We start from the raw sequence: 23,507 nt of genomic DNA on the forward strand, positions 1-23,507 counted from the left end.
GGATCGCGTCGGAGGATCGTGCCGGGTGCGAGCGGGCCGGGTGCGTCGGATGCAGTGCGTCGGGTGTCCGCCCACGGCGATCCAGGCCTCGACGGATCGCGTCGAGGACCGTGCGGAGCATGGGCGGAACTGAGGCGGCGGAGGCGTCTTTCACGTCAACGACGTGGCTTGACCTGGATCTTTGCATCGCCTGAGCCGTTTGATCAACCCTCTGCTGCGACGGCCAGAGGGAACCTTGAGGATTCGGTGTGCCGGCCAGCGACGCAGGTGGCGAACGTGACCGGCGAGCACCACGACGGTGGCGCCGTCGAGAGCGACCGGACGAAGGCCTACGGGCGCAGGTCGACCGAGACGTGCCCGGACAGGGCACAAAGGAAGTCGGGCGCGTCGAAGATCGCGCCAGCGGAGGCGACGCCTACGGTCCTGGTCCGTCCCGTGAGGACACGGTCGACGGTCTCCACGGCGAGAGGCGCTACCTGGTCTGCCCGTCATCACGCAGTGCGAGGAGTGCCGCTTCGAGCCGCAGTCCGAGCCCCGTCACGACGAGCAGGCCGGCGAGGACGTATCCCCCCGTCGAAGGATTATCCGGGCTGATCATCAGTAGCGAGATGAGCAGCCCGGCGGCCAGGGCGACGTTGCCCATCACTCTGGTCGAGCCGCTACGCGTGTACCGGAGATCCACGCAGGTCACCGTATAGGGCCGGAACGGGCGCCAATGTCCCTGGCCGACGTCACACGCGCGCCGGGCCCCTCCGGGCGGCGGCAGGCAGGGGCCGCAGGGTGAGCACCTCACCGAGCCCGTCGACGTGGGTCAGCCTGGTGGTGAACGCGGCGCTCAGGGCGCGGCGCAGGTAGTCCAGCACCGCCGGCCCCGGGGTGAGCGGCGCCGATCCGGTGTCGCCCGTGGCGACCAGGTGCACCTCGCGGGCGAGCCGTCCGGAGGTGTTGACGAACCGGCAGAGGTCGTCCCACCGCAGGTACCGCCAGAAGTCGACGCTGACCACCGCGTCGAGGCTGCCCGGTGGGATGGGCGGGTCCATCCCGACCAGGTGGTGGTTCGTCGGGCCCGGTGGGGCGGCGTAGTCGAAGGTCAGCGCCCCGGTCGGCAGGTCGACCTGATCGCTGCCGGTGCCCACCCACAGCACGCGGGGGCCGGGCAGGCGGTCGGCGAGCCGGTCGAACGCCGGCCCGATCCGGCACGTCGAGCGCCGCGCGCAGTCAGTGGCCGCGGAGCGGTAGTACACGATGCGCTCCAGCGAGTCGTACACGTCCAGCAGGCCGTAGAACTCCCATTCGATGACGTGGTACTGCCCGGTCAGGAGGCTCCGGTTGGCCGCGAAGTCGGACCAGTTGCGGTCGGTGTTGCGGTGGTGCGGAAGGTGGAAGGCGCGGGCCTCGTCGTCGAAGGCGAAGTTCAGTTCGGTCACGCCGAGGTGCCGGTGCACCCGGTAGAACAGCTCGATGTCCTCCAGGCCCCAGCGCAGCCCGGAGCGTTCGTCGAACCCGCCGGTCCGGTCGAAGAGGTCACGGGCGAGCGAGATGTTGTGGGTGTAGGCGAGCGCCCAGCCCGCCCGGAGCCACTCCGGCCCCGGGGGCTGACCGTGCGGGAAGCGCAGGTCGCCGGCGCGGTCCGCGCGGCGGCGGGGGACGTCGGTCATCTCCCCGTCGTCGAGGGCGGCCTCGACGTGCTCCAGGCTCAGCTCGTCGCGCCGGCCCATCAGCACGGCGGGTCGGCCGGCGACCGCGTGGTGGGCGAGGTGGCGCTCCAGCAACTGCGGGGAGGCGTACGAGTCGGCGTCGAGGAACAACAGCAGCGGCGCCCGGGTGTGCCGGACCGCCTCGTTGCGGGCTGCGGAGCGTCCCCGCCGTCTGGGGAACTCCAGCAGACGGAGGTCGAGACCGGTGGCGGCCTCGACGGCGTCGGCGTAACCGGCGGGGGAGCCGCCGTCGCGGATGACCACCACCTCGAAGCGCTCGGGGCTCACCGTCTGTCGCGTCAGCGACCGCAGCGTCAGCGCCAGGCACTGCGCGTCCTGGTAGGTGGGTATGACCACGCTCAGTTCGAGCGCGTCGTTCGTCCGTGCCGTCATTCGACTCCCCGTCGTGGTGGTGGTGCACAGTTTCCATTGACGCGCCTCGCGCGGGAGCGCGGCCCGGTCGGGTCGCGCGTAGTAGTTCACGCTCACCGGCCAGGACCATCGTCGTCGAGGGTGCCGGTGGGAGCTAAACAGCGCACCAAATGAGGATCAATCGATTCGTCGATGTCTGGGGTGCGATCAGCGGATCGACAGGGGGCCCGGACGACACCGGGTGACGAATGCGAGGCGGGGTGTCGAGGAACCCCCGCAACCCGGCCGGCAGCCGGATCCGCGGCCGCCATCGTCCGGGGATCGGCGCGCGTGCGGCCGGCCACTACGCTGCGGCCCGTGGAGCGGATGGCGAGTGTGTTCTGGACGGGCGGCTGCGCGGCAGTCGCCGTCCTGCTCGTGGCGGGCGTCGTCGCGCTGGTCGTGGCGTCCCACCGGCGGGAGCGGGAGCGGCGGGAGCACTGGCGACAGTGGGCCGCCCGGTACGGCTGGACCTTCGCCGACCGGCCCCAGATCACCTGGACCGACCGGGTGCCGGGCCGTAACCGCCGGGGCGTGCGGTTCGCGCTGACCGGGACGCTGCACGGCCGACCCGTCTGCGTGGCCGAGTACGCGTACACCGAGACGCACAGCTCGACCGGCGCGGACGGCAACCCTACGACCACCTCGCACACCCACACGTACGTCGTCTGCTCGGTGTGGCTGCGGCGGTCGTTCCCGGCGCTCGCGGTCGGACCGCGCCACGCGTTCTCGAAGCTGGGCCGCGCGCTGTTCGGCAGCGACACCTACGCCACCGGGCACGAGGAGTTCGACCGGCAGTGGCGGGTGGCCGCGGCGGCCCCGGGGCAGCAGACGCTGGTCGGGCCGACCCTGATCGCCGCGCACCTGGCGGGAGCGGTGCCGGGCTGGAGCGTGCGGGGGGCGGAACTGGTCACCTACCGGCCCGGCCGGCTGGAGGACGCCGCCCTGGTGCCGTCACTGGTGACCCCGCTGATCACGGTCGCCGACCTGCTGGAGCAGGGCCGCTGACCAGCGCCGGCCCCCGACGCGACGGCCAGCGGGAAGAGCGCGGGAGGCCGGACCCCCAGGGCCCGGCCTCCCGTCACGAGCTGTGGATCACGGCCGCCAGGAGCCGGTGGTCTCGAACCTGTGCTGGTACTCCAGCGCGCCGTTCTTGTCGGCCACGTTGAACACCACCGTGCCCGCGCGCCTGCTGCCCTCGGGCAGGTTGTTGCCGGAGCCCAGGGTGTCGCCGCAGCCGGAGAGCGCGCTCGCCAGGCCGTTGGCGGTGGTGCCGTTGGCGGCCACCCAGTTGAAGTAGAACGGGTTGATGGAGCTCTTGCCCTTGGTCACCGTCGCGGTGACGTGGGCGATCAGGTACATGCCCTTGTCGGGGGCCGGGGCGTACGACCGGCAGCCCTTGGTCTCCGTGGTGAACCGGGTGACCGTGATCTCCATGGTCCCGTCGTCGTCGGAGACCACCAGGGTGGCGCCGGGCTTCATGTTGAAGGTCTCGCCGTTCCTGGCCGACGGGGACGGGCCGTCCGGCTGCAGCGTGATTCGCGGGGCGGCCTTGTTCAGGTCGTTCGCCGCCTTGTTGGCGCCGGCGACGAGCGCGACGACGCCGCCGACGCAGCAGAGCAGCGCCAGCACGGCCACCACGGCCACGACGATCAGGACGGTGTTGTTCTTCTTCGGCGGTGCGACCGGATGCGGCGCGCCGAGGGGGTAACCGGGCGCGCCGCCCGGGTAGCCGGGCCCGCCGGGCGCGTAGCCGGGTCCACCGGGCGGCGGGTAGCCGGGCCCGGAGGCCGGATACCCGGGCGTGCCGGACACCGGCGGGTACGGCGTGCCCGAGGTCGGCTGGTGCGGGGCGGCCCACGGCTCGCCCGGCATCCCGGACACCGGCGGCTGCGGGACCCCCGAGACCGGCGGCTGCGCCCACGGCTCGCCGGGCGCGCCCGACACCGGGGGCTGCGGTGCCCCGGAGACCGGCGGCTGCGGCGCGGCCCACTGGTCGCCGGCCGGCTGCTGCGGCGGCACGGGCGGGAGCGGGGCCCACGGGTCGCCCGTGGCCTGCGGGGCGCCGGAGGTCGGCGGCTGTGGCGGGTAGCCGCCCTGGTCGGCGGGGAACTGCGGCATCGGTGCCGGCGGGTACGGCTGCGGCTGCTGCTCCGGGCTCGGTTGGTTCGGATCCTGCGGCCCGTAAGGGGGCGGGGGGTGACTCACCGTACTCCTAGGCACCTGACGACGACGGCAAACGCGGCTGACGCTACCGTGCGCGGACAACGGACCATCTTCGCGTCTGCGGCAGCGGCGCGCCGTCCCCTGTTCGGATTCTGTGCCCGGGTCAACCGGGCAGCAGTACGGCGGCGGTGCGGACCAGCGCGTCGTCGACCGCGAACCGCCCGGTGACCAGCGCGGGCGGACGGGCGAGCGGAGTCGCGTCGAGTCGCGCCGGGGCGATCCGGGCGGTGAAGGTGCCGGCGTCCGGATCCAACTCCACCAGCGCGTCGTGGAAGTCCAGCCACGTGCCGACGACCGGGTGCCACACCTTGTAGACGGTCTCCTTGGCGCTGAACAGCACCGCCGGCCAGGAGGTGCCCACCGGCAGGCGGGCGCACCGGTCCTGCTCCTCGGGCAGGCAGATCAGCCGGCGTACGCCCGCGTTGAGTTCCCGGTGTCCCTCGGCGTCGATGCCGACCGACCGGATCTCGCCGGCGCGGGCGGCGACCGCCGCGCAGTAGCCGCGGGTGTGGGTGATGGCGCCGACCACGCCGGCCGGCCAGACCGGCGACCGGTCCGCGGCCGTCGGCACCGCGACCGGGGGTACGCCGAGGGCGGCCATCGCCCGGCGGGCGCAGACCCGCCCGGCGGTGTAGTCGCGGCGGCGGCTGTCCACCGCGCGTTCGCTCAGGCAGGCCCGCTCGGCCGGCAGCAGCTCGCCGACCCAGTCCGCCGGCCCGGCCACGGCCACCGCCACGGACGGCGGCAGCAGGTCACGCATCGCCGCCCCCCGGCAGGTGCGGCCGCCCGTGTGCCCGCCCGGCGTCGAGCCCGCCGGTCGGCGGCCGGTGCGGCGGCTGGCGGTCGGACCGCCGGGCCGTCACCGCGTCCACGGTCGGCGTCGCGAGGGTCATGGTTGGTGAACGTACCGCAAGGCGTAACACCGCAGCGTCCCGCGGCGCTGACAGTGCGTCGCCGGTGGGCGGGGGAGGTCCACTGTCGACCGGTCCGCCGGGGGCGGATCGCCACGTGAACCGGAGGGGGAGTGCGATGACCGGTGGTGCGGAGTCCTCGGCGTCCGGGGCGGACGAGCACGCTCCACTAGCTCCCGGCTGGACCTGCGGCACGTGCGGAGCGGACTGGCCCTGCCCGGCCAAGCGGTCCCGTCTGCTGGAGGAGTACCGGCGGGACCGGGCCATGCTCAGCGTGTACCTGGGGTCCTGTCTCGCGGCCGCCGCACAGGACCTGCCGCCGTACGCCGGCACGTCCCTCCAGGACCGGTTCCTCGGCTGGGTGCCCCGCAACCCCCGGGCGTCCTGACCGCACCCCCGGGGCGACCGGGTCGCCCGCCCCGGGGGTGCCCGGCGATCAGTACGCGTGCGTCACGGTGATCGTGATGTTCGTGCAGGAGCTCGCCCGGCTGGTCAACGCGCTCTTCTCGGCGCTGTCGACGCTCAGCCGCCACCGGGTCTTCACCGCCACCCACTCGCCGACGTACCGGCACTTCTCGTTGGTCGGCTGCCAGGTCGCCGGGTCCTGGTCGCCCTTGGCCTGGTTGACGTTGTCGGTCACCGCGACCAGCGACCTGACGTCGCCGAGGTCGTTGGCGAACGCCTGCCGCCGCGACGTGGTCCAGTTGCGGGCGCCCGAGTCCCACGCCTCGGCAAGCGGGACCATGTGGTCGATGTCCAGGTCGGACGGGTTGGTCCAGTAGGCGGCGTCGTAGTAGGAGCGCCAGCGCCCGCCGGTCAGTTGGCAGCCCGAGCCGACCGAGGGGCGGGTGGTGGCCTCGGCGATCAGCACCTCGTAGCGGGTGTTGCAGCCGTCGGAGTCGGCGTCGGTCCAGTGCGGGAACAGGTCCCGGTTGTAGCCGGTGCGTACCTCGGTGGCCACCGGCAGGTTGGCGACGAGGGTGCGCAGCGGCACCGAGACGGTGGCCGCGTGGGCGGGGGCCGACAGGCCGAGGGTGGCGGCGGTGACGGTGGCCAGCAGGCCGCCGGTCCAGCGGAGGGTACGGGTCATCGTGAACTCCGTCCGATCGATCGGGATGGCTGACAGTGCAACCGGCCCGGATGCCGACGGACCGGACCCAGGGTTACTGGAGAACCAAATCGATCGATACGTTACGGGAAGTCCCCATCGATGGGAATCCCGACGGCTGCGAAATCTGGCAGAGCCAGGTCCCGTTGGCGCTGCCGATCCGTACCGTTTGCGCAAGATGACGGACCGTTAGTGCCGGATGTAAACCCTCCGTGCGGTGTCGTGTTGGTCGGAAATCTGACCGAAGTCGACCCGTTGTGCCAGTGGTAGGTGGTGGTTAAGCTTCTGATGCGCGCCCCAATCGCCCGCTTCCCCCGTGGCAGGCGATCGGGGCGCGCATCTACGTCGAACGGGCCCACACGCCACCGCGTGTGGGCCCGTTCTCCGTGCACCCACCGCGCCGCCCGGGCCGCGCGGCGGGTGCCGTGCCGTCCGTCAGATCCAGCGGCCGTCCAGCCACATCCGCGCCGACCACTCGGCGTACGGCAGCAGCTTCCCGACGAAGATCGGATGGAAGTACGCGAAGCAGAGCGCGACCAGCAGGACGTACGCCCCGGCGATCACCCCGCCGACCAGCCTGCGGTCCCGGATCTCGTCCGACTCCCCCCGCACGGCCTCAGGGCCGCCGTCTCCCGGCTGCGCGGCGACGACGCCCGGTGGACCGGCCGGCGTGATGATCGCGCCGAGCACGTAGACCACCGCCAGCACCAGGAACGGCAGGACCGGCGCGGTGTAGAAGGAGAACATCGTCCGGCCGTCGAGCGCGAACCAGAACCAGGGCAGCAGCCCGGCCGCCACGACGAGCAGGATCGCCCCCGCCCGCCAGTCCCGCCGGGCCAGGCCCAGCCAGGCCAGCGCCGCCAGGGCGGGCAGGAACGACCACCAGAGCAGGGGGGTGCCGAGCAGCAGGACCTCGGAGGCGCAGCTCGGCGCCCCGCAGGACCCGTTGCCTGACCAGTAGAAGGCGACCGGCCGGCCGAGCAGCAGCCACTGCCACGGCCACGACTGGTACTTGTGCGAGTCGTCGAGGCCGGTGTGGAAGCCGTACGCGGCCTTGTGGTACTCGATCAGGTTGTTCAGCGCGCCGAAGACCGGGGTGTCGCTCAGCGGGGCGTTCGGGTAGCGCTCGGCGAGCCGGTAGTAGCCCTCGTCGCCGAGCAGCCAGCCGGACCAGGTGCCGACGTAGGTGACCACGATCAGCACCCCGGCCAGCACCAGCCACGGCACCTCGTCGAGGAGGGTGTCCCGCCACGGCCGGCGTACGCCGGCGGAGCGGCGGACCCCGACCTCCCAGAGGATCACCAGCAGCGCGAAGACGGGCAGGAAGTAGAGCGCGCTCCACTTGACCGCGCAGGCACAGCCGAACAGGACCCCGGCGGCGAGCCGCCACCACGGCCAGTTCCGCCAGCCGCCCGCCGGCCGTCCGGCCCGCCCGGGCCGGCCCGGGTCCAGGCCGGCCTCCAGCGCCCGGGCCCACCGGCGGCGCCGGGCGTCGCGGTCGAGCACCAGGGCGCCGAACGTGGCCAGCACGAAGAACAGCAGGAAGATGTCGAGCAGCGCGGTGCGGGACAGCACCAGGTGGAAGCCGTCCAGCGCGAGCAGCAGGCCGGCGGCGCAGCCCAGCGCGGTCGAGCGGAACATCCGCCGGCCGATGCGGACCAGCAGCAGCACCGACAGGGTGCCGACGACCGCCGCCGAGACCCGCCAGCCGAACTCCGGGGCGGTCGTCATCAGGTGCCCCGGCACGGAGATGCCGTGCTCGGCGTCGGCGTAGCCGAAGGCCCACTCGCCGAGCCCGATCAGCCACTTGCCCAGCGGCGGGTGGACCACGTACGACGCGCCGCCGTCCTTGTAGTTCCACTCGACGCCCTTGTCGATGAGCCCCCAGCCCTCCCGGGCGTAGTAGGTCTCGTCGAAGATCTTGCCCGGCGGGTGGCTCAGGCCGACGAAGCGCAGGATCGCCGCGATGGCGACGATCACGCCGGTGGCGAGCCAGGAACGCCCGTCCAGCCGGGTCTCGACGGTGGCCAGCCGCCGCCGGACCACGCCGGGGATCCCGCCGGAAGCCGGGGACCTGCCCTCCGGCGGACTCCCGTCCGTGAGGTCCTGCCCCGCCTGGTCCGCGCTCTGTGCTGTCGACGCACTCGTCACCCGGCGATCGTAGGCTGCGAAGGTGCCCGGTGGCGCCCGTCGTCTCCGATACCGGTAAAGCCGTCGATGAAGGAGTTGCATCTCGTGGGTGAAAAGTCCGAAACCGGGCGCCTGGTCCTGCTCGGCGCGCCGCTCGGCAACCCCGCCGACGCCTCCGCCCGGTTCCGCGAGGTGCTCGCCGCCGCGGACGTGGTGGCCGCCGAGGACACCCGCCGGCTCACCCGGCTGGCCCGGGACCTCGACGTCACCGTCGGCGGCCGCATCGTCTCCTACTTCGAGGGTAACGAGGAGCGGCGCACCCCCGAGCTGGTCGACGTGCTGACCGCCGGCTACCTGGTCGCCCTGGTCACCGACGGCGGCATGCCGAGCGTCTCCGACCCGGGCTACCGGCTGGTCCGGGCCGCCCTCGACGCCGGCGTGCCGGTCACCGCCGCGCCGGGTCCGAGCGCGGTCACCACCGCCCTGGCGCTATCCGGCCTGCCCTGCGACCGGTTCTGCTTCGAGGGCTTCCTGCCGCGCACCGGCGGCGCCCGCCGGTCCCGCCTGCGGGCGCTGGCCGCCGAGGAACGGACGCTGGTCTTCTTCGAGGCGCCGCACCGGATCGCCGCCGCGCTCGCCGACCTGGCCGCCGCGTTCGGCGCCGACCGGCCCGCCGCGCTCTGCCGCGAGCTGACCAAGACGTACGAGGAGATCGTCCGCCGCCCGCTCGGCGAGCTGGCCGGCTGGGCGGCCGAGGGGGAGCCGCGCGGCGAGATCACCCTCGTCGTGGCCGGCGCGCCCGAGTCGGCCCCCGAGCGGCCCGACGACGACACGCTGCGTGCCGCCGTCGCCGCCCGCGAGGCCGCCGGGCTGTCCCGCCGGGACGCGATCACCGAGGTCGCCACGGAGTACGCGCTGCGCCGGCGCGACGTCTACGCCGTCGTGCACGCCTGACACCCGACTGGAATCCCGACCAGGACTGGCCGGGCACCCTCGGCGGCGGCCCGGCCGTCGGGCGCTTGGCAGCACCCGACGGGTTCACCAGGCGGCGACGAGGAAGCCGAGGGTGATCGCCAGCGGGCCAGCCACGGCGCCCGTCACCGCCCAGCGTCGCAGCCGGGGGTCGGCGATCCGGGCGGACCCGGTCCACCGGACGATCCCCGCGCCGCAGCCCAGCACCACCAGCAGGCCGAGCAGCCAGCGCAGGTGCCCGGCCGTGCCGGTGTCCGTGTACGCGGTGCCGCCGTCCGGGCCGGTCATCCGGGCCGGCAGGATCGTGCCGGTCGCGGTGCGCTCCGCGGCCACCCCGCTCACCCGCACGCCGTACGCGGTCCACGTCTCGTCGGCGGGGGCGAAGTTGCCCCGGCAGCGCTGCGCGAGGCCGCCCCCGGTGCAGTCGGCGATCACCACCGTGCCCCGGGTGGCGTGCCCCACCGCCAGCCAGAACGGGCCCGCGCTGACCCAGGCGAAGAACGCCGCCACCAGGCTCAGCGCCAGCAGGACGGCCAGCCCCGGCAGCGGATCGGGCGGACGCGGGGTGCGCCGGGCCCGCCGCCGCGCGGCATCCTCCCGGGCCGACCGCTCCCGCTCGTGCGGCGGTTCCTCTCGGATCGGCGTGCCGTCCCAGTGCACCAGCTCGATCGGCGGCCAGTACGCCCCGTCGGCACCGTCGGACCCGTCCCCGCCGTCCGGCGTACGCCCGCCGTCGCCCCCGTCCGGCGGGTCACCGGCGGAAGGACGCCCCCGGCGGGGCCAGCGGTTCGGCTGCCGGACGGGGACCCGGCGCGGCAAGGCGTCGACCGGCGCCCCGGTCGTGGGCTCCACCTCGACGGCGGGCGCGGTGGACGGCGGGGCTGCCACCGGTCCGGCGGCCTCGACGGGCGGTTCCGGTGGCGACTCCGGCGGCGCGGCCGGCTGGACCGCCCGGGGGTGTGGCGCGCGGGTGCCGCGCGGCGCCCTCCCCGCGCCGCCGTCCGCCGGGCCGGAGGGACGGTCGTCACGATCCCGGGCCGCTCGTCTGCCAGTCACGGCGTTCATTGCACCCCGCGACCAGGGTGTCCGTCGGCAGCTCAGGCCGCGTGTCGGCGACAAATCGGGTGAACAGCGGACCCGGTTCCGCCGGGCCGCCGGGCCCGGGGCCCTATTGGTTCGCGGTCACCGCGAGCGGGTCACTAGGCTTGCTGGTCATGAGTCACGTTCTCGCGGCGGTCGCCTGGCCGTACGCCAACGGCCCGCGCCACATCGGCCACGTCTCCGGTTTCGGCGTTCCCTCCGACGTCTTCAGCCGGTACATGCGGATGGCCGGGCACGACGTGCTCATGGTGTCGGGCACCGACGAGCACGGCACCCCCATCCAGGTGCAGGCGGATGCCGACGGCGTCACCCCGCGCGAGCTGGCCGACCGCTACAACCGGGTGATCGTGGAGGACCTGCACGGCCTGGGGCTCTCCTACGACCTGTTCACCCGCACCACCACCCGCAACCACTACGCGGTGGTGCAGGAGCTGTTCGAGGGGATGTACCGCAACGGCTACATCGTCCCGAAGACCACCATGGGGGCGATCTCCCCGTCCACCGGCAGGACGCTGCCCGACCGCTACATCGAGGGCACCTGCCCGATCTGCGGCTACGACAGCGCGCGCGGCGACCAGTGCGACAACTGCGGCAACCAGCTCGACCCGATCGACCTGATCGACCCGAAGTCGCGGATCAACGGGGAGACCCCGAAGTTCGTCGAGACCGAGCACTTCTTCCTCGACCTGCCCGCCCTCGCCGACGTGCTGCGACAGTGGCTCGACACCCGCGAGGGCTGGCGGCCCAACGTGCTGCGCTTCTCGAGGAACCTGCTCGACGACCTCCAGCCCCGGGCCATCACCCGTGACCTGGAATGGGGCGTGCCGATCCCGCTCGACGGCTGGCGGGACCGCCCCGACAAGCGCATCTACGTCTGGTTCGACGCGGTGATCGGCTACCTGTCCGCCTCGATCGAGTGGGCCCGCCGCTCCGGCGACCCCGAGGCGTGGCGCCGGTGGTGGTCCACCGACGGTGAGGGGAAGGACGCCCGCGCCTACTACTTCATGGGCAAGGACAACATCGTCTTCCACTCGGTGATCTGGCCGGCGCTGCTCTCCGGCTACTCGGGCGAGGGCAGCCGGGACGGCGAGCCGGGCAACCTGGGCCGGCTGAACCTGCCCACCGAGGTGGTCTCCAGCGAGTACCTCACCATGGAGGGGAAGAAGTTCTCCTCGTCGCGCCGGGTCGTCATCTACGTCCGGGACTTCCTGGAGCGCTACGACGCCGACGCGCTGCGCTACTTCATCGCCGCCGCCGGCCCGGAGAGCAACGACACCGACTTCACCTGGGCCGAGTTCCTCCGCCGCAACAACGACGAGCTGGTCGCCGGCTGGGGCAACCTGGTCAACCGGTCCGTCTCCATGGCGGCGAAGAACTTCGGCGCGATCCCGCCCGTCGACCCGGCCGGCCTCACCGAGGCCGACGAGGCGCTGCTCGCGGTCGCCCGGGCCGGCTTCGACACCGTCGGCGACCTGATCGCCCGGCACCGCCAGAAGCAGGCCATCGGCGAGGCGATGAGGGTGGTCGCCGAGGCCAACCGGTACCTCTCCGAGCAGGCGCCGTGGAAGCTCAAGGGCGAGGACGACAAGCCGCGGATGGGCACCATCCTGCACGTCGCCCTCCAGGTGGTCAGCGACGCCAACACGCTGCTCACCCCGTTCCTGCCGCACTCCGCGCAGCAGGTGCACGAGCTGCTCGGCGGCACCGGCGTGCACGCCCCGATGCCGGTCATCGAGGAGGTCGAGGACCTCGACGGCGGGCCCGCGTACCCGGTGCTGACCGGCGACTACACCGTCGGCGCGCGCTGGGAGTCCGTACCGCTGGAGGCCGGCCGGCCGCTGGCCGCGCCGAAGCCGGTCTTCCGCAAGCTCGACCCGTCGATCGTCGACGAGGAACTCGCCCGCCTGGCCGGCTGACGGCCACCTGCGTGCCGACGGGCGCGACCCCCGAGGGGGCCGCGCCCGTCACCGTCGTGCCGGCTGCCGCGCCCGGACCTGGCGCCGGTGCGCGTCAGGCCCTGGCCATCGCCGGCGCGCCGATGAAGTCCATGATGCTGCGGTTGACCTCGGCCGCGTTCGTCCACGGGGTGCCGTGCGGTGCGCCCTTCAGCGTGACCAGCTGGCTGCCGGGCAGCATCGGCGCGAGCCGCTGACCGGTCTTCGGGTACGGCAGCACCGCGTCGGCGTCGCCCTGCACGATCAGCACCGGCACGTCGATGCGGGACACGTCGCCCCGGAAGTCGGTCTGCCAGGCGTCCACGCTGTCGTGGGTGCCCTTCGCCGAGGCCCGGGCGCCGATCTCCCAGTGCGCGCGGAACGCCTCCTCGCTGACCAGCCTGCCCTTGTTCTCCTGGTAGTTGAAGAACGCCTCGCAGAAGGTGGTGAGGTAGGCGAACCGGTCGTCGATGATGGCCTGCTGGAAGCCCTGGAAGAGGCTCTTCTCGACCCCCTCCGGGTTGTCGGAGGTCTTCAGCAGGAACGGCGCGAGCGGGGCCAGCAGCACCGCCCGGTCCACCCGCTGCGAGCCGTACACGCCCAGGTAGCGGGTCACCTCGCCGGTGCCCATCGAGTGGCCGACCAGGATCGCGTTGTGCAGGTCCAGCTCCGTCATCAGCACGTCGAGGTCGGCGGCGAACGTGTCGTAGTCGTACCCGGACGCCGGCTGCGCCGAGTTGCCGAAACCCCGCCGGTCGTACGTGATCGTCCGGTACCCGGCAGCCAGCAGCGGTCCGACCTGCTTCTCCCAGGTCGCCCCGTTGAACGGGAAGCCGTGGATCAGCACGATCGGCTGACCGGAGCCGTGGTCCTCGTAGTACAGGTCGACGGGGGCGGAGTTCTCCGTCCCCACGGTGATGAAAGGCATGCGCGTCTCCTGGTCACGTGACGGTCGGACGCCCGCGCTTTCCCACCCCACCCGGGGTTATGCCGCCCGGAACCGGCGCCCAGCCCCGCTCACAGCGCGTACGGCAGGTCCACCACCCGGTCGTCGGTGATCTCGGACGCGGGCGCCCACGTCTCGTAGACGCCCCGCTCCTGGCACTGCGCCCCGGTCTCCGCCACCGCGTCCGGGCCGGGCCGACGCAGCCGCAGGCGCAGCCACCCGGACTCCTCCCGCAGCACCAGGCAGGGCACGCCCCGCCAGTCGACCAGCCGCGTGGAGCGGGGCGCCTCGCCGGTCGGCACGTACTCCTGGTCGGGGGAGAGCCCCGGCACCGCCGCCAGCAGGTGCCGCCACTGCGGGCCGGCCATCCGCAGCCAGCCGCGCTGCTCGGCCTGGTAGCTGTAGAGCACCACCTCCACGCCGTCGGCCGGGTACGCGAGCAGGGTGGCGTTCGCCGGCATCGGCAGGTCCGCGAAGTCCCGGGTGACGAACTCCGGGACGAGCTGGGCGCTGCTGGGCACGAAACCGGTGCCGAGCACCGCCCCGCCCAGCCGGTCCCGGGGCGCCAGCGCGGTCAGCCCCCGGTGCGCCCCGCCGACCGGCACGTCGTAGTCGGCCGGGTCGGCCGCCCGCCAGCGCAGCGCGTACGTCACGTCCGCGCCGTCGGGACCGTCCGCGCCGTCGGTGCGCAGCACGGCCGTCGCCGACGGCGTACGCAGGTGCGCCACGTCGTGCTCCCGGTGGCAGAACCCGTGCGGCAGCCACCCGCGCACGTAACCGGCGAGCTGCCGCGCGGAGAGCACCTTCACCATCCGGGTGCCCCGCCGGACGACCGCGGAGGCGCGCACCGCCGCCAGCGTCGGATCCCCGGCCGCCGCGGGCTGCTGGCTGAGCCGCTGCACGTACGCCCAGCCCCGCTCCCGGTGCAGCGGCACCAGCAGCGGGGACTCCGCCTCGTCGCCCGGCTCGGCCACGGGAGGCACGACGGTGACCTCGGTGGCGTGCACGAACCTGCGCCACGGCAGCGCGGCGCCGGACCCGGGCGCCCACTCGAAGCCGGGCGCCTCCTCGGCACTGAACAGCTCGTACGCCGCGCCCCGGGCGATCTCCTCCGCCGGGTACACCACGCCCCCGTACGTCACACGCGGGCCGTTTCCGCTGGCCTGAGGGGTGATGGTCACGCCGACGACGCTAGGCGCGAGATGTGCCGTTCCGGTGAACGGCCGGTGGCGTCCCCGGAACACGGGCCACCGGCGGTGTGTGATGCTGGCCGCGATGAGCGAGCCCACCGAAACCCGCAAGCAGCGCGCCGCCCGCCGGGCCGGGGAGTTCCCGCCCGTGCCCGAGCCGCTGCCCCGCCCCGTGCTGGACAGCCACACCCACCTCGACATCACCGTCAGCGAGGCCGGCGTACCCCCGCAACCGCGGGCGGACCGGGACGCGGGCGTCGTACCCGTCGAGGACCCCGTCGCCGTGGCCGTGGCCGTCGCCGCCTCGGTGGGCGTCGACCGGCTGGTGCAGGTGGGCGTGGACGTCGCCTCCTCCCGCTGGGGGGCCGACGTCGCCGACAGCCACCCGGCCGTGCTGGCCACGGTGGCGCTGCACCCGAACGAGGCCCCGCGCCTGCCCGACCTGGACGAGGCGCTGCGCGAGATCGAGGCGCTCGCCGCCCGGGACCGGGTGCGGGGGATCGGCGAGACCGGGATGGACTTCTTCCGCACCGGCGAGGAGGGACGCGCCGTCCAGGAGGAGAGCTTCCGGGCGCACATCGCCATCGCCAAGCGGTACGGCAAGGCCCTGGTCGTGCACGACCGGGACGCGCACGCCGACGTGCTGCGGATCCTCGACGACGAGGGCGCGCCGGACACCGTGGTGCTGCACTGCTTCTCCGGCGACGCGGACTTCGCCCGCGAGTGCGTCCGCCGGGGCTACCTGCTCAGCTTCGCCGGCACGGTCACCTTCGGCAGCGCCGCCGCGCTGCGGGAGGCCGCCGCGCTGACCCCGGTCGAGCAGATCCTGGTGGAGACCGACGCGCCCTACCTGACCCCGATGCCGCACCGGGGCCGGCCGAACGCCTCGTACCTGATCCCGCTGACCGTACGGTCGCTGGCCGAGACGACGGGCACGGACCTGGACGAGCTCTGCGCCGCCGTCTCCGCCACCGGCGACCGCGTCTTCGGCCCCTGGTGAAAGGAAGGGCCCCTTCCTTTCACCTACGGCGGTCCGCATAGGCTACGGGGCGTGACCGGTCTCCTCGGCCCGGCGGAGATCCGGGAACTGGCCGCCCGGCTGGGCGTCACCCCCACCAAGAGGCTCGGCCAGAACTTCGTGCACGACCCGAACACCGTCCGGCGCATCGTCACCGCCGCCGGGCTGGCCCCGGACGACGTGGCGCTGGAGGTCGGCCCCGGCCTCGGCTCCCTCACCCTCGCCCTGCTCCCGGCCGCCGCGCACGTGCACGCCGTGGAACTCGACGCGACGCTGGCCGGCGCGCTGCCCGACACCGCCGCCCGGCACGCCGGGCCCGACGCCGCGCGGCTGACCGTGCACCACGCCGACGCGCTGCGCGTCCGCGCCGCCGAGCTGTCCGACCCGCCGCCGACCGCGCTGGTGGCGAACCTGCCCTACAACGTGGCCGTGCCGGTGGTGCTGCACCTGCTCGCCGAGCTGCCCAGCCTGCGGCACGGGCTGGTGATGGTGCAGAAGGAGGTCGCCGACCGGCTCGTCGCCGGCCCCGGCTCCAAGGTGTACGGCGTGCCGTCGGTCAAGCTCGCCTGGTATGCCTCGTCCCGCGCCGCCGGGAAGGTTCCGCCGAACGTCTTCTGGCCGGTGCCGAACGTCGACTCCGGGCTGGTCGCCTTCACCCGCCGCGAGCCGCCCCGCGCCGACGTACCCCGGAAACGGGTCTTCGCCGTGGTGGACGCGGCCTTCGCGCAGCGCCGCAAGACCCTGCGCGCCGCGCTGGCCGGCTGGGCCGGCGGCGCGGACCGGGCCGCCGAAGCGCTCACCGCCGCCGGCGTCGACCCCGGCGCACGCGGGGAGTCGCTCACCGTCGAGCAGTTCGCCGCCATCGCCGCGTCGGCCCCGGCCGCCCCACCCGCCGCGCAGTAGGCTGACGCCCGTGACCGAGGCCTGGGGACCGGACGACGAGGACGAGCAGCGCCGGCGCGGAGCCAGCGGACCGGTGCGGGTCCGGGTGCCCGCCAAGGTCAACCTGCACCTCGGGGTGGGACCGCTGCGCCCCGACGGCTACCACGAGCTGAACACCGTCTACCACGCCATCTCCATCCACGACGAGCTGACCGCCCGCCGGGGCGACACACTCACCCTGACGATGGAGGGCGAGGGCGCCGGCGAGCTGGCCCTGGACGACACCAACCTGGCCATCCGGGCGGCCCGCGCCCTCGCCGGCTACGCGGGGGTGCCGCCGCACGCCCGGCTGCACCTGCGCAAGCAGATCCCGCTGGCCGGTGGGCTGGCCGGAGGCAGCGCCGACGCGGCCGCGGCGCTGGTCGCCTGCGACACGCTCTGGGGGACCGGGCTGTCCCGCGACGAGCTGGCCCGGATCGCCGCCGATCTCGGCTCCGACGTGCCGTTCCTGATCCACGGCGGCACCGCGCTCGGCACCGGCCGGGGCGAGTCGGTCAGCCCCGTGCTGGCCCGCCCCACCACCTGGCACTGGGTGGTGGCCGTGGCCGACGCCGGCCTCTCCACCCCGGCCGCCTACCGGGAACTGGACCAGCTGCGCGCGGCCGGCACCGCCGGTGAGCCGCTGGGCAGCACCGACGCGCTCTTCGCCGCGCTGCGCCAGCGGGACCCGCGGGTGCTGGCTGCGGCCCTCGGCAACGACCTCCAGGACGCCGCCCTGGCCATGCGCCCGTCGCTGGCGGAGACGCTGAAGGCCGGCGAGGCGGCCGGCGCGCTGGCCGGCATCGTTTCCGGCTCGGGGCCGACCTGCGTCTTCCTCGCGACGGACGCCGCCGACGCCGAGCGCATCGCCGCGGAGCTGACGTCCGCCGACGTGTGCCGTGAGGCGCGTACCGCGTACGGTCCGGTGCCCGGCGCGCGGATCGCCTGACCAGCCCACCCCGCCCCGATCCCGCGCTCCCGGCCCCCGGGTACCGCCTCTCCAGGCGGCGCCGGGCGGAGCCCGCGCCCGGCGGGCGGCGGGGCGGTCCGCGTACGCTGGAGGCTCAGGCGTCCCAGGTGCCGGCCGGCACCGGGACGCCTTGATCATGGGAGGTGAGGTCGTGGCCAACATCGTCAACCTGGACCGGGTGTCCAAGGGCTACGGGGCCGCCGGGCCGCTGCTCACCGACGTCTCGCTCGGCCTGGACGACGCCGACCGGATCGGCGTGGTCGGCCTCAACGGTGCCGGCAAGTCCACCCTGCTGCGGCTGCTCACCCGCATCGAGGAACCGGACGACGGGCGGGTCACCCACCGCCGCGACCTGCGGGTCGCCTGGCTGCCGCAGAGCCTCCAGCTCACCCCCGAGGCCACCGTCCGGGACGTGGTGCTCGGCACCGCCTGGCTCGGCGAGAGCATGGGCGCCGAGCACGAGTGGGCCGGCGACGCCGGCGTGCGGGCCATCCTCGACGGCCTCGGCATGCCCCACCTCGGCCTCGACCAGCCCGTCGGCCCGATGTCCGGCGGCGAGCGGCGGCGGGTCGCGCTGGCCGCGCTGCTGGTCCGCGAGTCCGACCTGCTCATCCTCGACGAGCCCACCAACCACCTCGACGTCGGCGGCGTCGACTGGCTGGCGAAGTACCTCGCCGGCCGCAAGGGCGCGCTGGTCGTGGTCACCCACGACCGGTGGTTCCTCGACGCCGTCTGCACCACCACCTGGGAGGTCGCCGACCAGACCGTCCGGGCGTACGAGGGCGGCTTCGCCGCCTGGACCCTCGCCCGGGTCGAGCGGGAGCGGGTCGCCGCGGCCACCGAGGCCCGCCGGCAGAACCTGCTCCGCAAGGAGATCGCCTGGCTGCGGCGCGGGCCGCCCGCCCGTACCTCCAAGCCGCAGTTCCGCATCGACGCCGCCAACGCCCTCATCGCCGACGTCCCGCCGGCGCGCGACACCATGTCGCTGCAACGGCTCGCCACCGCCCGGCTCGGCAAGCAGGTGTACGACCTGGCGCAGGTCACCCTGCACGCCGGCCCGAAGGAGATCCTGCGCGACACCACCTGGCAGGTCGGCCCCGGCGACCGGATCGCCATCCTCGGCCGCAACGGGGCCGGCAAGACCACCCTGCTGCGGATGCTGGCCGGCCTCACCCGCCCCGACGGCGGGCGCTTCGCCACCGGTTCGACCGTCCGGCCGGCCTTCCTCTCGCAGGAGCTGGCCGAGCTGCCCGGGCACCTGCGGGTGCTCGAAGCGGTCGAGGAGGTCGCCCGGCGGGTGCAACTCGGCGACCGGGAGGTCTCCGCCTCCCAGCTCGCCGAGGTGTTCGGCTTCGACGACCGGCGGCTCTGGACGCCCGTCAGCGACCTCTCCGGCGGCGAGCGTCGCCGGTTGCAGATGCTCCGGCTGCTCGCCGGGGAGCCGAACGTGCTGCTGTTCGACGAGCCCACCAACGACCTGGACACCGACACCCTCGCCGCGCTGGAGGACCTGCTCGACTCCTGGCCCGGCACCATCATCGTGGCCAGCCACGACCGGTACCTCATCGAGCGGGTCACCGACGTCGCGTACGGGATGTTCGGCGCCGGCCGGCTGGTGCACCTGCCCGGGGGCGTCGACGAGTACCTCGCCCGGGCCGCCGGCCAGCCCAGCCCCGCGATGCCGGGAACGGCCCCCGGGACCGGCGCCGACACCACCGCCGCGACCGGCATGTCCGCCGCCGAGGCGCGGCAGGCCCGCAAGGAACTGGCCCGGCTGGAACGGCAGGTCGGCAAGCTGGAGCAGAAGGAGGCGACGCTGCTCGACCAGCTCGCCACGCACGCCACCGACTACGCGAAGGTCGCCGAACTCGACGCCCAGCTCAAGGAGCTGCGGGCCGAGCGGGAGCGGACCGAGGAGTCCTGGCTGGCCCTGGCCGAGGAGATCCCGGCGACCTGAGTCGCCTCCCTGGTCGCGGCGCCGCACACCGGAGGCCCCCGTGTGCGGCGTCACACCTCGGGGTGCGGGACAATCGTCGGCGACCCCTCACCCGAACGGCGTTGGAGACTCAGACATGGCCCACACCCCCGTCAACCACCCCGCGCGGCCGGTCTACCGGGCGATCGGCGGGCTGACCGGTCTGTACCTGGTGGCCTTCGGCGTGCTCGGCATCATCGCGAGCGCCGGCAACGAGGCCCTCGCCCAGGATGACACCCAGGTCCTCGGTCAGGGCACGAACCTCGGTTTCTCGCTGCTCAGCGTCCTGCTGGGGGCCGCGGTGCTGGCCGGCACCGCGATCGGCCGCAACATCGACGTCATGATCAACCAGTGGCTGGCGTACGCCATCATGGTGATCAGCCTCGCCGGTCTCGCCTTCATCCAGACCGAGGCCAACATCTTCAACTTCAGCATCTTCACCGTCATCGCGCTGATGGTGGTCAGCCTGGTCCTGCTGATGGTCGGCATGTACGGCAAGGTCGGCACGGACGAGGAGCAGGAGGCCTGGCAGAAGGCCCGGCTCGTGCTCTGATCTCTTCTGCTGCTGGGTTTCGCCGGAGCCCGACCCGCTCCGGGCGGTCAGGCTTGATCCCTGCGCGGGTCGGGCTCCGGCGAAAACCTGTCGTGGTCCCGCTCCCGCCTGGCCGTTGCTGCCCGGTGGGGGTGGGACCTTCGTGGTTTCCACCTCTGTCGGGCGGTTTGGCGGACGGGTGACCTCCTCCTCCGGGACAATCGGGGCGAATGTCCTGACTGGTGGAGGAGTCATGCCGCACTTTCCCGTGAACCATCCGGCGCGGCCGGTCTACCGGGTCCTCGCCGGCCTGGTGGGGCTCTACATCCTGGTCTTCGGGGTCTGGGGCGTCGCCCTGACGGCGGGCGACCCGCTCTTCGACCGGGGCGACAACTGGGCCCTCGGGCTCCGCACCAACCTGGCCTTCTCGCTGGCCTCCGTCGCCTTCGGGATCGTGCTCATCGTCGGCGCGTCCCGGCGCGGCAACCTCGGTCACTACATGAACCTGACCGCCGGGGTCGTCTTCCTGGTCACCAGCGTCCTCATGATGTCCGTGCTCCAGACCGAGGCCAACTTCCTCAACTTCTCGATGTCCACGGTCATCGTCTCGATGCTCTTCGGCCTGCTCCTGCTCGGCACCGGCCTGTACGACAAGGTCGGCACCGACGAGCACGCCGAGGAGGAACGGCGGCTCCGGCACCACCCGGTCTCCGAGGCCCACGGCCGCTGACCGACGTCGGGGTCAGCGACCCCGTACCGTGATCAGGGTCGGCTTGGCCTCCAGGTGCGACAGCCCGCTCCAGGCAAGGTTGACCAGGTGCGCCGCCACCGTCTCCTTGCGCGGCTTGCGCACCTCCAGCCACCAGCGGCCGGTCAGCGCCACCATCCCCACCAGCGCCTGCGAGTAGAGCTCGGCCAGCTTCGGGTCGTAGCCCCGGCTGGAGAACTCGGCGCCCAGGATGTGCTCCACCTGGTGCGCCACGTCGTTCATGACGCTGCTGAAGTTGCCCGCCGCCGACAGCACCGGCGACTCCCGGACCAGCACCCGGAAGCCGCTGGTCTCCTCCTCGATGTACGTCAGCAGGGCCAGCGCCGCCTGCTCCAGCAACTCGCGGGGGTGCCCGGCGGTCAGAGCCGTGGTGATCCGGTCCAGCAGGGCGCGGACCTCCCGGTCCACCACCACCGCGTAGAGCCCCTCCTTGCCGCCGAAGTGCTCGTAGACCACCGGCTTGGAGACCTTCGCGCGGGCCGCCACCTCCTCGATGGAGGTGGCGTCGAAGCCGCGCTCGGCGAAGATCTGCCGGGCGGTCGAGATCAGCTGCTCCCGGCGCTGGGCCGCCGACATGCGTACGCGTGAGGAGGGTTTGGGGGCCGCGGCGGGAATCGCCCGCCGCCGGCCGGTCGTGCCGTCGTTGCCAGGGACATCCGCCATGTTCTCGTCATTCCGCCGGCGCTCGGTCACCCGGCCATCCTGCCAGGCGACCTCCGCGCCCATCGACCGCTCTACCGCCCAGTGGCCGGTTCGACGAGCTTGGCCGCGATGCGGTCGGGCTTCGGCCAGCGCACGTCCCACGCCGCGCCGAGCCTCTCGAACAGCCAGATCACCCGGGCCGAGATGTCCACCTGGCCGCGCAGTACGCCGTGCCGGGCGCTGGTCGGGTCGGCGTGGTGCAGGTTGTGCCAGCTCTCGCCGAACGACACGATCGCCAGCGGCCAGAAGTTCGACGCGCGGTCGCCCTGGCGCATCGCGAACGGCCGCTCCCCGTAGACGTGGCAGACGGAGTTGATGGACCAGGTCACGTGGTGCAGGAGCGCGATGCGCACCAGGCCGGCCCAGAAGAGCGCGGACAGCGCTCCCCGCCACGACCAGGTGAGCAGGCCGCCCATCAGCGCCGGACCGAGCACCGAGACCACCACCAGCAGCGGGAACAGCCGGTCCACCCGGTTGATGTCCCGGTCGGCGAGCAGGTCCGGGGCGAACCGCTTCCGGTTGGACAGCTCCCGGCCGAAGAGCCAGCCGACGTGCGCGTGGAACAGGCCCTTCGTCAGGCCGCGGACACTCTCCCCGAACCGCCACGGCGAGTGCGGGTCGCCCTCCAGGTCGGAGAAGGCGTGGTGGCGCCGGTGGTCGGCCACCCACTGGATGATCTCGCCCTGCACGGCCAGCGAGCCGGACACCGCCAGCGCGATCCGCAGCCAGCGCTTCGCCTTGAACGACCCGTGCGTGAAGTACCGGTGGTAGCCGACCGTGATGCCCAGCCCGGAGAGCACGTACCAGAACCCGGCGACGGCCACGTCGGTCCAGCTCAGCCAGCCACCCCAGGCGACCGGTACGGCGGCGACGAGGGCCAGGAAGGGGATCACCACGAACGCCCAGAGGGCGATGAGGATGCCCCGGGACTGGGTGCCCTGGGTGAGGGGCTTCGGTCCGGCGGCGGGATCGAGGGACGTAGCGGACATGGGCACCTCGCAGAGGGACGGAGTGATCACGAAGTTACGCCTACGTCACCGTAACTTAGGGGCTGGCGGAGCGCATGGGACAGCGTCAGGGATGAATGTCTGACGCTGTCGTACGTCCGTTCTAAAGTGCTGCTCATGGACGATCCCATGGCTGACGAGGTGCGCCGGCTGCGCACCGTCGAACAGCTCTCCGTCCGCGAGATCCGGGCGCGGACCGGGCTCGGCCGCAACCGGGTCCACGACCTTCTCCGGGGCGTGCCGCCGCCCGAGCGGACCCGTCGGCCCAATGCCAAGGACGACCTCAGGGCGGCGGCGGTCGAACTGCGCGCCGAGGGGCGTTCCGTCAACGACATCGCCCGCCAGCTCGGCGTGGCGAAGTCGACCGCCTACCAGTGGGTCAGGCACCTGCCGCTGGTCGAGGAGGGGGCGGGCGCTGAGCGGCGCCGGGCCCACGCGGCGCTGATGACCGAGGCGCGGTGGTCGGCGCATCGGAAGGCCCGCGACGCGGCCCGGACCGCGGAGCAGGTGCGCGCGGCCCGTCTGGTGGGCTCCCTCGCCGACCGGGATCTCCTGCTCCTCGGTGCGGCGGTCTACTGGTGCGAGGGGACGAAGTCCAAGCCGTGGCGGCGGGACGACCGCCTCCAGTTCGTCAACAGCGATCCGGGACTGCTCGCGCTCTTCCTGCGTTTTCTCGAGGTGTGCGGGGTCGACCGTGCCGTGCCCAGCTATCGCATCAGCATCCACGAGACGGCCGACCTCGACGCGGCGCTGAAATGGTGGGCCCGGAAGCTCGACCTGCCGGTCGGTCGTTTCCAGCGCGCCAACCTGAAGAAACACCGTCCAGCCACGCTGCGGCGCAACGTCGGAGACGACTATCGTGGCTGCCTGGTGATCACCGTGCCGCGTAGCCGCGAGCTCTACTGGCGGATCGAAGGTATGATCGCCGAGCTGTTCCAGACCGTCGGGCAAGGCGCACCGTCATTGACGGTGCGCGAAGCTTGACGT

23 protein-coding genes are annotated in these 23,507 nt (G+C 73.4%); 11 read left to right on the forward strand and 12 right to left on the reverse strand.

Annotation, left to right across the window (positions count from 1 at the left end; translation table 11 throughout):
- Positions 1 to 472: 472 nt before the first annotated feature.
- Both ACPXCB_RS19280 and ACPXCB_RS19285 read right to left on the reverse strand, forming a co-directional pair.
- Complete coding sequence (locus ACPXCB_RS19280; RefSeq protein WP_425877022.1) at positions 473 to 682, reverse strand: hypothetical protein; 210 nt, start codon at positions 680 to 682, stop codon at positions 473 to 475.
- A gap of 49 nt (positions 683 to 731) precedes the next feature.
- On the reverse strand, positions 732 to 2,090 hold the full coding sequence (locus ACPXCB_RS19285; protein WP_425877023.1) for a glycosyltransferase family 2 protein: 1,359 nt from the start codon (positions 2,088 to 2,090) through the stop codon (positions 732 to 734).
- Between the two features lie 336 nt (positions 2,091 to 2,426).
- Here ACPXCB_RS19285 and ACPXCB_RS19290 point away from each other — a divergent pair, with 336 nt between their 5' ends.
- Complete coding sequence (locus tag ACPXCB_RS19290) at positions 2,427 to 3,116, forward strand: hypothetical protein (protein WP_425877024.1); 690 nt, start codon at positions 2,427 to 2,429, stop codon at positions 3,114 to 3,116.
- An 87-nt stretch (positions 3,117 to 3,203) separates the two neighbouring features.
- On the opposite strand, the gene ACPXCB_RS19295 is transcribed toward ACPXCB_RS19290, so the two are convergent.
- From ACPXCB_RS19295 to ACPXCB_RS19305, 3 genes are all read right to left on the reverse strand, one after another.
- Entirely contained in the window at positions 3,204 to 4,229 is a 1,026-nt protein-coding gene (locus tag ACPXCB_RS19295) for a hypothetical protein (RefSeq protein WP_425877025.1), read from the reverse strand.
- Positions 4,230 to 4,437: 208 nt separating this feature from the next.
- Positions 4,438 to 5,094 carry a 4'-phosphopantetheinyl transferase family protein gene (locus tag ACPXCB_RS19300; RefSeq protein WP_425877026.1) on the reverse strand — a complete coding sequence of 219 codons (657 nt, stop codon included), beginning with the start codon at positions 5,092 to 5,094 and terminating at the stop codon, positions 4,438 to 4,440.
- On the reverse strand, positions 5,087 to 5,227 hold the full coding sequence (locus ACPXCB_RS19305; RefSeq protein WP_425877027.1) for a hypothetical protein: 141 nt from the start codon (positions 5,225 to 5,227) through the stop codon (positions 5,087 to 5,089). The genes ACPXCB_RS19300 and ACPXCB_RS19305 overlap by 8 nt, the downstream gene beginning before the upstream one ends.
- Before the next feature lie 136 nt (positions 5,228 to 5,363).
- On the opposite strand from ACPXCB_RS19305, the gene ACPXCB_RS19310 reads away from it, so the two are divergent.
- The gene (locus ACPXCB_RS19310; RefSeq protein WP_425877028.1) at positions 5,364 to 5,633 is read left to right on the forward strand and encodes a hypothetical protein; all 270 of its coding nucleotides are present in this window, start codon (positions 5,364 to 5,366) and stop codon (positions 5,631 to 5,633) included.
- A 48-nt stretch (positions 5,634 to 5,681) separates the two neighbouring features.
- Here ACPXCB_RS19310 and ACPXCB_RS19315 read toward each other — a convergent pair whose 3' ends face one another.
- Both ACPXCB_RS19315 and ACPXCB_RS19320 read right to left on the reverse strand, forming a co-directional pair.
- Positions 5,682 to 6,335, reverse strand: a complete 654-nt coding sequence (locus ACPXCB_RS19315; RefSeq protein ID WP_425877029.1) for an HNH endonuclease family protein — start codon at positions 6,333 to 6,335, stop codon at positions 5,682 to 5,684.
- 453 nt (positions 6,336 to 6,788) lie between these two features.
- On the reverse strand, positions 6,789 to 8,408 hold the full coding sequence (locus tag ACPXCB_RS19320) for a dolichyl-phosphate-mannose--protein mannosyltransferase (RefSeq protein ID WP_425877063.1): 1,620 nt from the start codon (positions 8,406 to 8,408) through the stop codon (positions 6,789 to 6,791).
- Between the two features lie 162 nt (positions 8,409 to 8,570).
- Here ACPXCB_RS19320 and rsmI point away from each other — a divergent pair, with 162 nt between their 5' ends.
- On the forward strand, positions 8,571 to 9,437 hold the full coding sequence (gene rsmI / locus ACPXCB_RS19325; RefSeq protein ID WP_425877030.1) for a 16S rRNA (cytidine(1402)-2'-O)-methyltransferase: 867 nt from the start codon (positions 8,571 to 8,573) through the stop codon (positions 9,435 to 9,437).
- 84 nt (positions 9,438 to 9,521) lie between these two features.
- On the opposite strand, the gene ACPXCB_RS19330 is transcribed toward rsmI, so the two are convergent.
- Entirely contained in the window at positions 9,522 to 10,520 is a 999-nt protein-coding gene (locus ACPXCB_RS19330; protein ID WP_425877031.1) for a hypothetical protein, read from the reverse strand.
- A 149-nt stretch (positions 10,521 to 10,669) separates the two neighbouring features.
- Here ACPXCB_RS19330 and metG point away from each other — a divergent pair, with 149 nt between their 5' ends.
- Positions 10,670 to 12,472, forward strand: a complete 1,803-nt coding sequence (gene metG / locus ACPXCB_RS19335) for a methionine--tRNA ligase (protein ID WP_425877032.1) — start codon at positions 10,670 to 10,672, stop codon at positions 12,470 to 12,472.
- Between the two features lie 94 nt (positions 12,473 to 12,566).
- On the opposite strand, the gene ACPXCB_RS19340 is transcribed toward metG, so the two are convergent.
- A complete protein-coding gene (locus ACPXCB_RS19340; RefSeq protein WP_425877033.1) occupies positions 12,567 to 13,418 on the reverse strand; it encodes an alpha/beta fold hydrolase in 852 nt (283 codons plus the stop codon).
- 89 nt (positions 13,419 to 13,507) lie between these two features.
- On the reverse strand, positions 13,508 to 14,617 hold the full coding sequence (locus ACPXCB_RS19345) for a hypothetical protein (RefSeq protein ID WP_425877034.1): 1,110 nt from the start codon (positions 14,615 to 14,617) through the stop codon (positions 13,508 to 13,510).
- Between the two features lie 82 nt (positions 14,618 to 14,699).
- Here ACPXCB_RS19345 and ACPXCB_RS19350 point away from each other — a divergent pair, with 82 nt between their 5' ends.
- From ACPXCB_RS19350 to ACPXCB_RS19375, 6 genes are all read left to right on the forward strand, one after another.
- On the forward strand, positions 14,700 to 15,626 hold the full coding sequence (locus ACPXCB_RS19350; protein WP_425877035.1) for a TatD family hydrolase: 927 nt from the start codon (positions 14,700 to 14,702) through the stop codon (positions 15,624 to 15,626).
- A 51-nt stretch (positions 15,627 to 15,677) separates the two neighbouring features.
- Positions 15,678 to 16,547: a 16S rRNA (adenine(1518)-N(6)/adenine(1519)-N(6))-dimethyltransferase RsmA gene (gene rsmA, locus ACPXCB_RS19355; protein ID WP_425877036.1), complete on the forward strand. Its 870-nt coding sequence runs from the start codon at positions 15,678 to 15,680 to the stop codon at positions 16,545 to 16,547.
- A gap of 10 nt (positions 16,548 to 16,557) precedes the next feature.
- A complete protein-coding gene (locus ACPXCB_RS19360) occupies positions 16,558 to 17,514 on the forward strand; it encodes a 4-(cytidine 5'-diphospho)-2-C-methyl-D-erythritol kinase (protein WP_425877037.1) in 957 nt (318 codons plus the stop codon).
- A 172-nt stretch (positions 17,515 to 17,686) separates the two neighbouring features.
- On the forward strand, positions 17,687 to 19,492 hold the full coding sequence (locus ACPXCB_RS19365) for an ABC-F family ATP-binding cassette domain-containing protein (protein WP_425877038.1): 1,806 nt from the start codon (positions 17,687 to 17,689) through the stop codon (positions 19,490 to 19,492).
- Between the two features lie 115 nt (positions 19,493 to 19,607).
- Complete coding sequence (locus ACPXCB_RS19370; protein WP_425853989.1) at positions 19,608 to 20,063, forward strand: DUF4383 domain-containing protein; 456 nt, start codon at positions 19,608 to 19,610, stop codon at positions 20,061 to 20,063.
- 232 nt (positions 20,064 to 20,295) lie between these two features.
- Complete coding sequence (locus tag ACPXCB_RS19375) at positions 20,296 to 20,772, forward strand: DUF4383 domain-containing protein (protein ID WP_151453465.1); 477 nt, start codon at positions 20,296 to 20,298, stop codon at positions 20,770 to 20,772.
- 12 nt (positions 20,773 to 20,784) lie between these two features.
- Here the strand turns inward: ACPXCB_RS19375 and ACPXCB_RS19380 are convergent, their stop codons facing one another.
- The gene (locus tag ACPXCB_RS19380) at positions 20,785 to 21,474 is read right to left on the reverse strand and encodes a TetR family transcriptional regulator (RefSeq protein WP_425877039.1); all 690 of its coding nucleotides are present in this window, start codon (positions 21,472 to 21,474) and stop codon (positions 20,785 to 20,787) included.
- A gap of 71 nt (positions 21,475 to 21,545) precedes the next feature.
- Positions 21,546 to 22,502: an acyl-CoA desaturase gene (locus ACPXCB_RS19385; protein ID WP_425877040.1), complete on the reverse strand. Its 957-nt coding sequence runs from the start codon at positions 22,500 to 22,502 to the stop codon at positions 21,546 to 21,548.
- 135 nt (positions 22,503 to 22,637) lie between these two features.
- Between ACPXCB_RS19385 and ACPXCB_RS19390 the strand changes: the two genes are divergently transcribed.
- Positions 22,638 to 23,504, forward strand: coding sequence for a helix-turn-helix domain-containing protein (locus ACPXCB_RS19390; protein ID WP_425877041.1), 867 nt, complete (start codon positions 22,638 to 22,640; stop codon positions 23,502 to 23,504).
- Positions 23,505 to 23,507 lie beyond the last annotated feature (3 nt).

This window comes from Micromonospora sp. DT62, from assembly GCF_049847285.1.
GTDB classification, from domain to species: Bacteria; Actinomycetota; Actinomycetes; order Mycobacteriales; family Micromonosporaceae; genus Micromonospora; species Micromonospora reichwaldensis.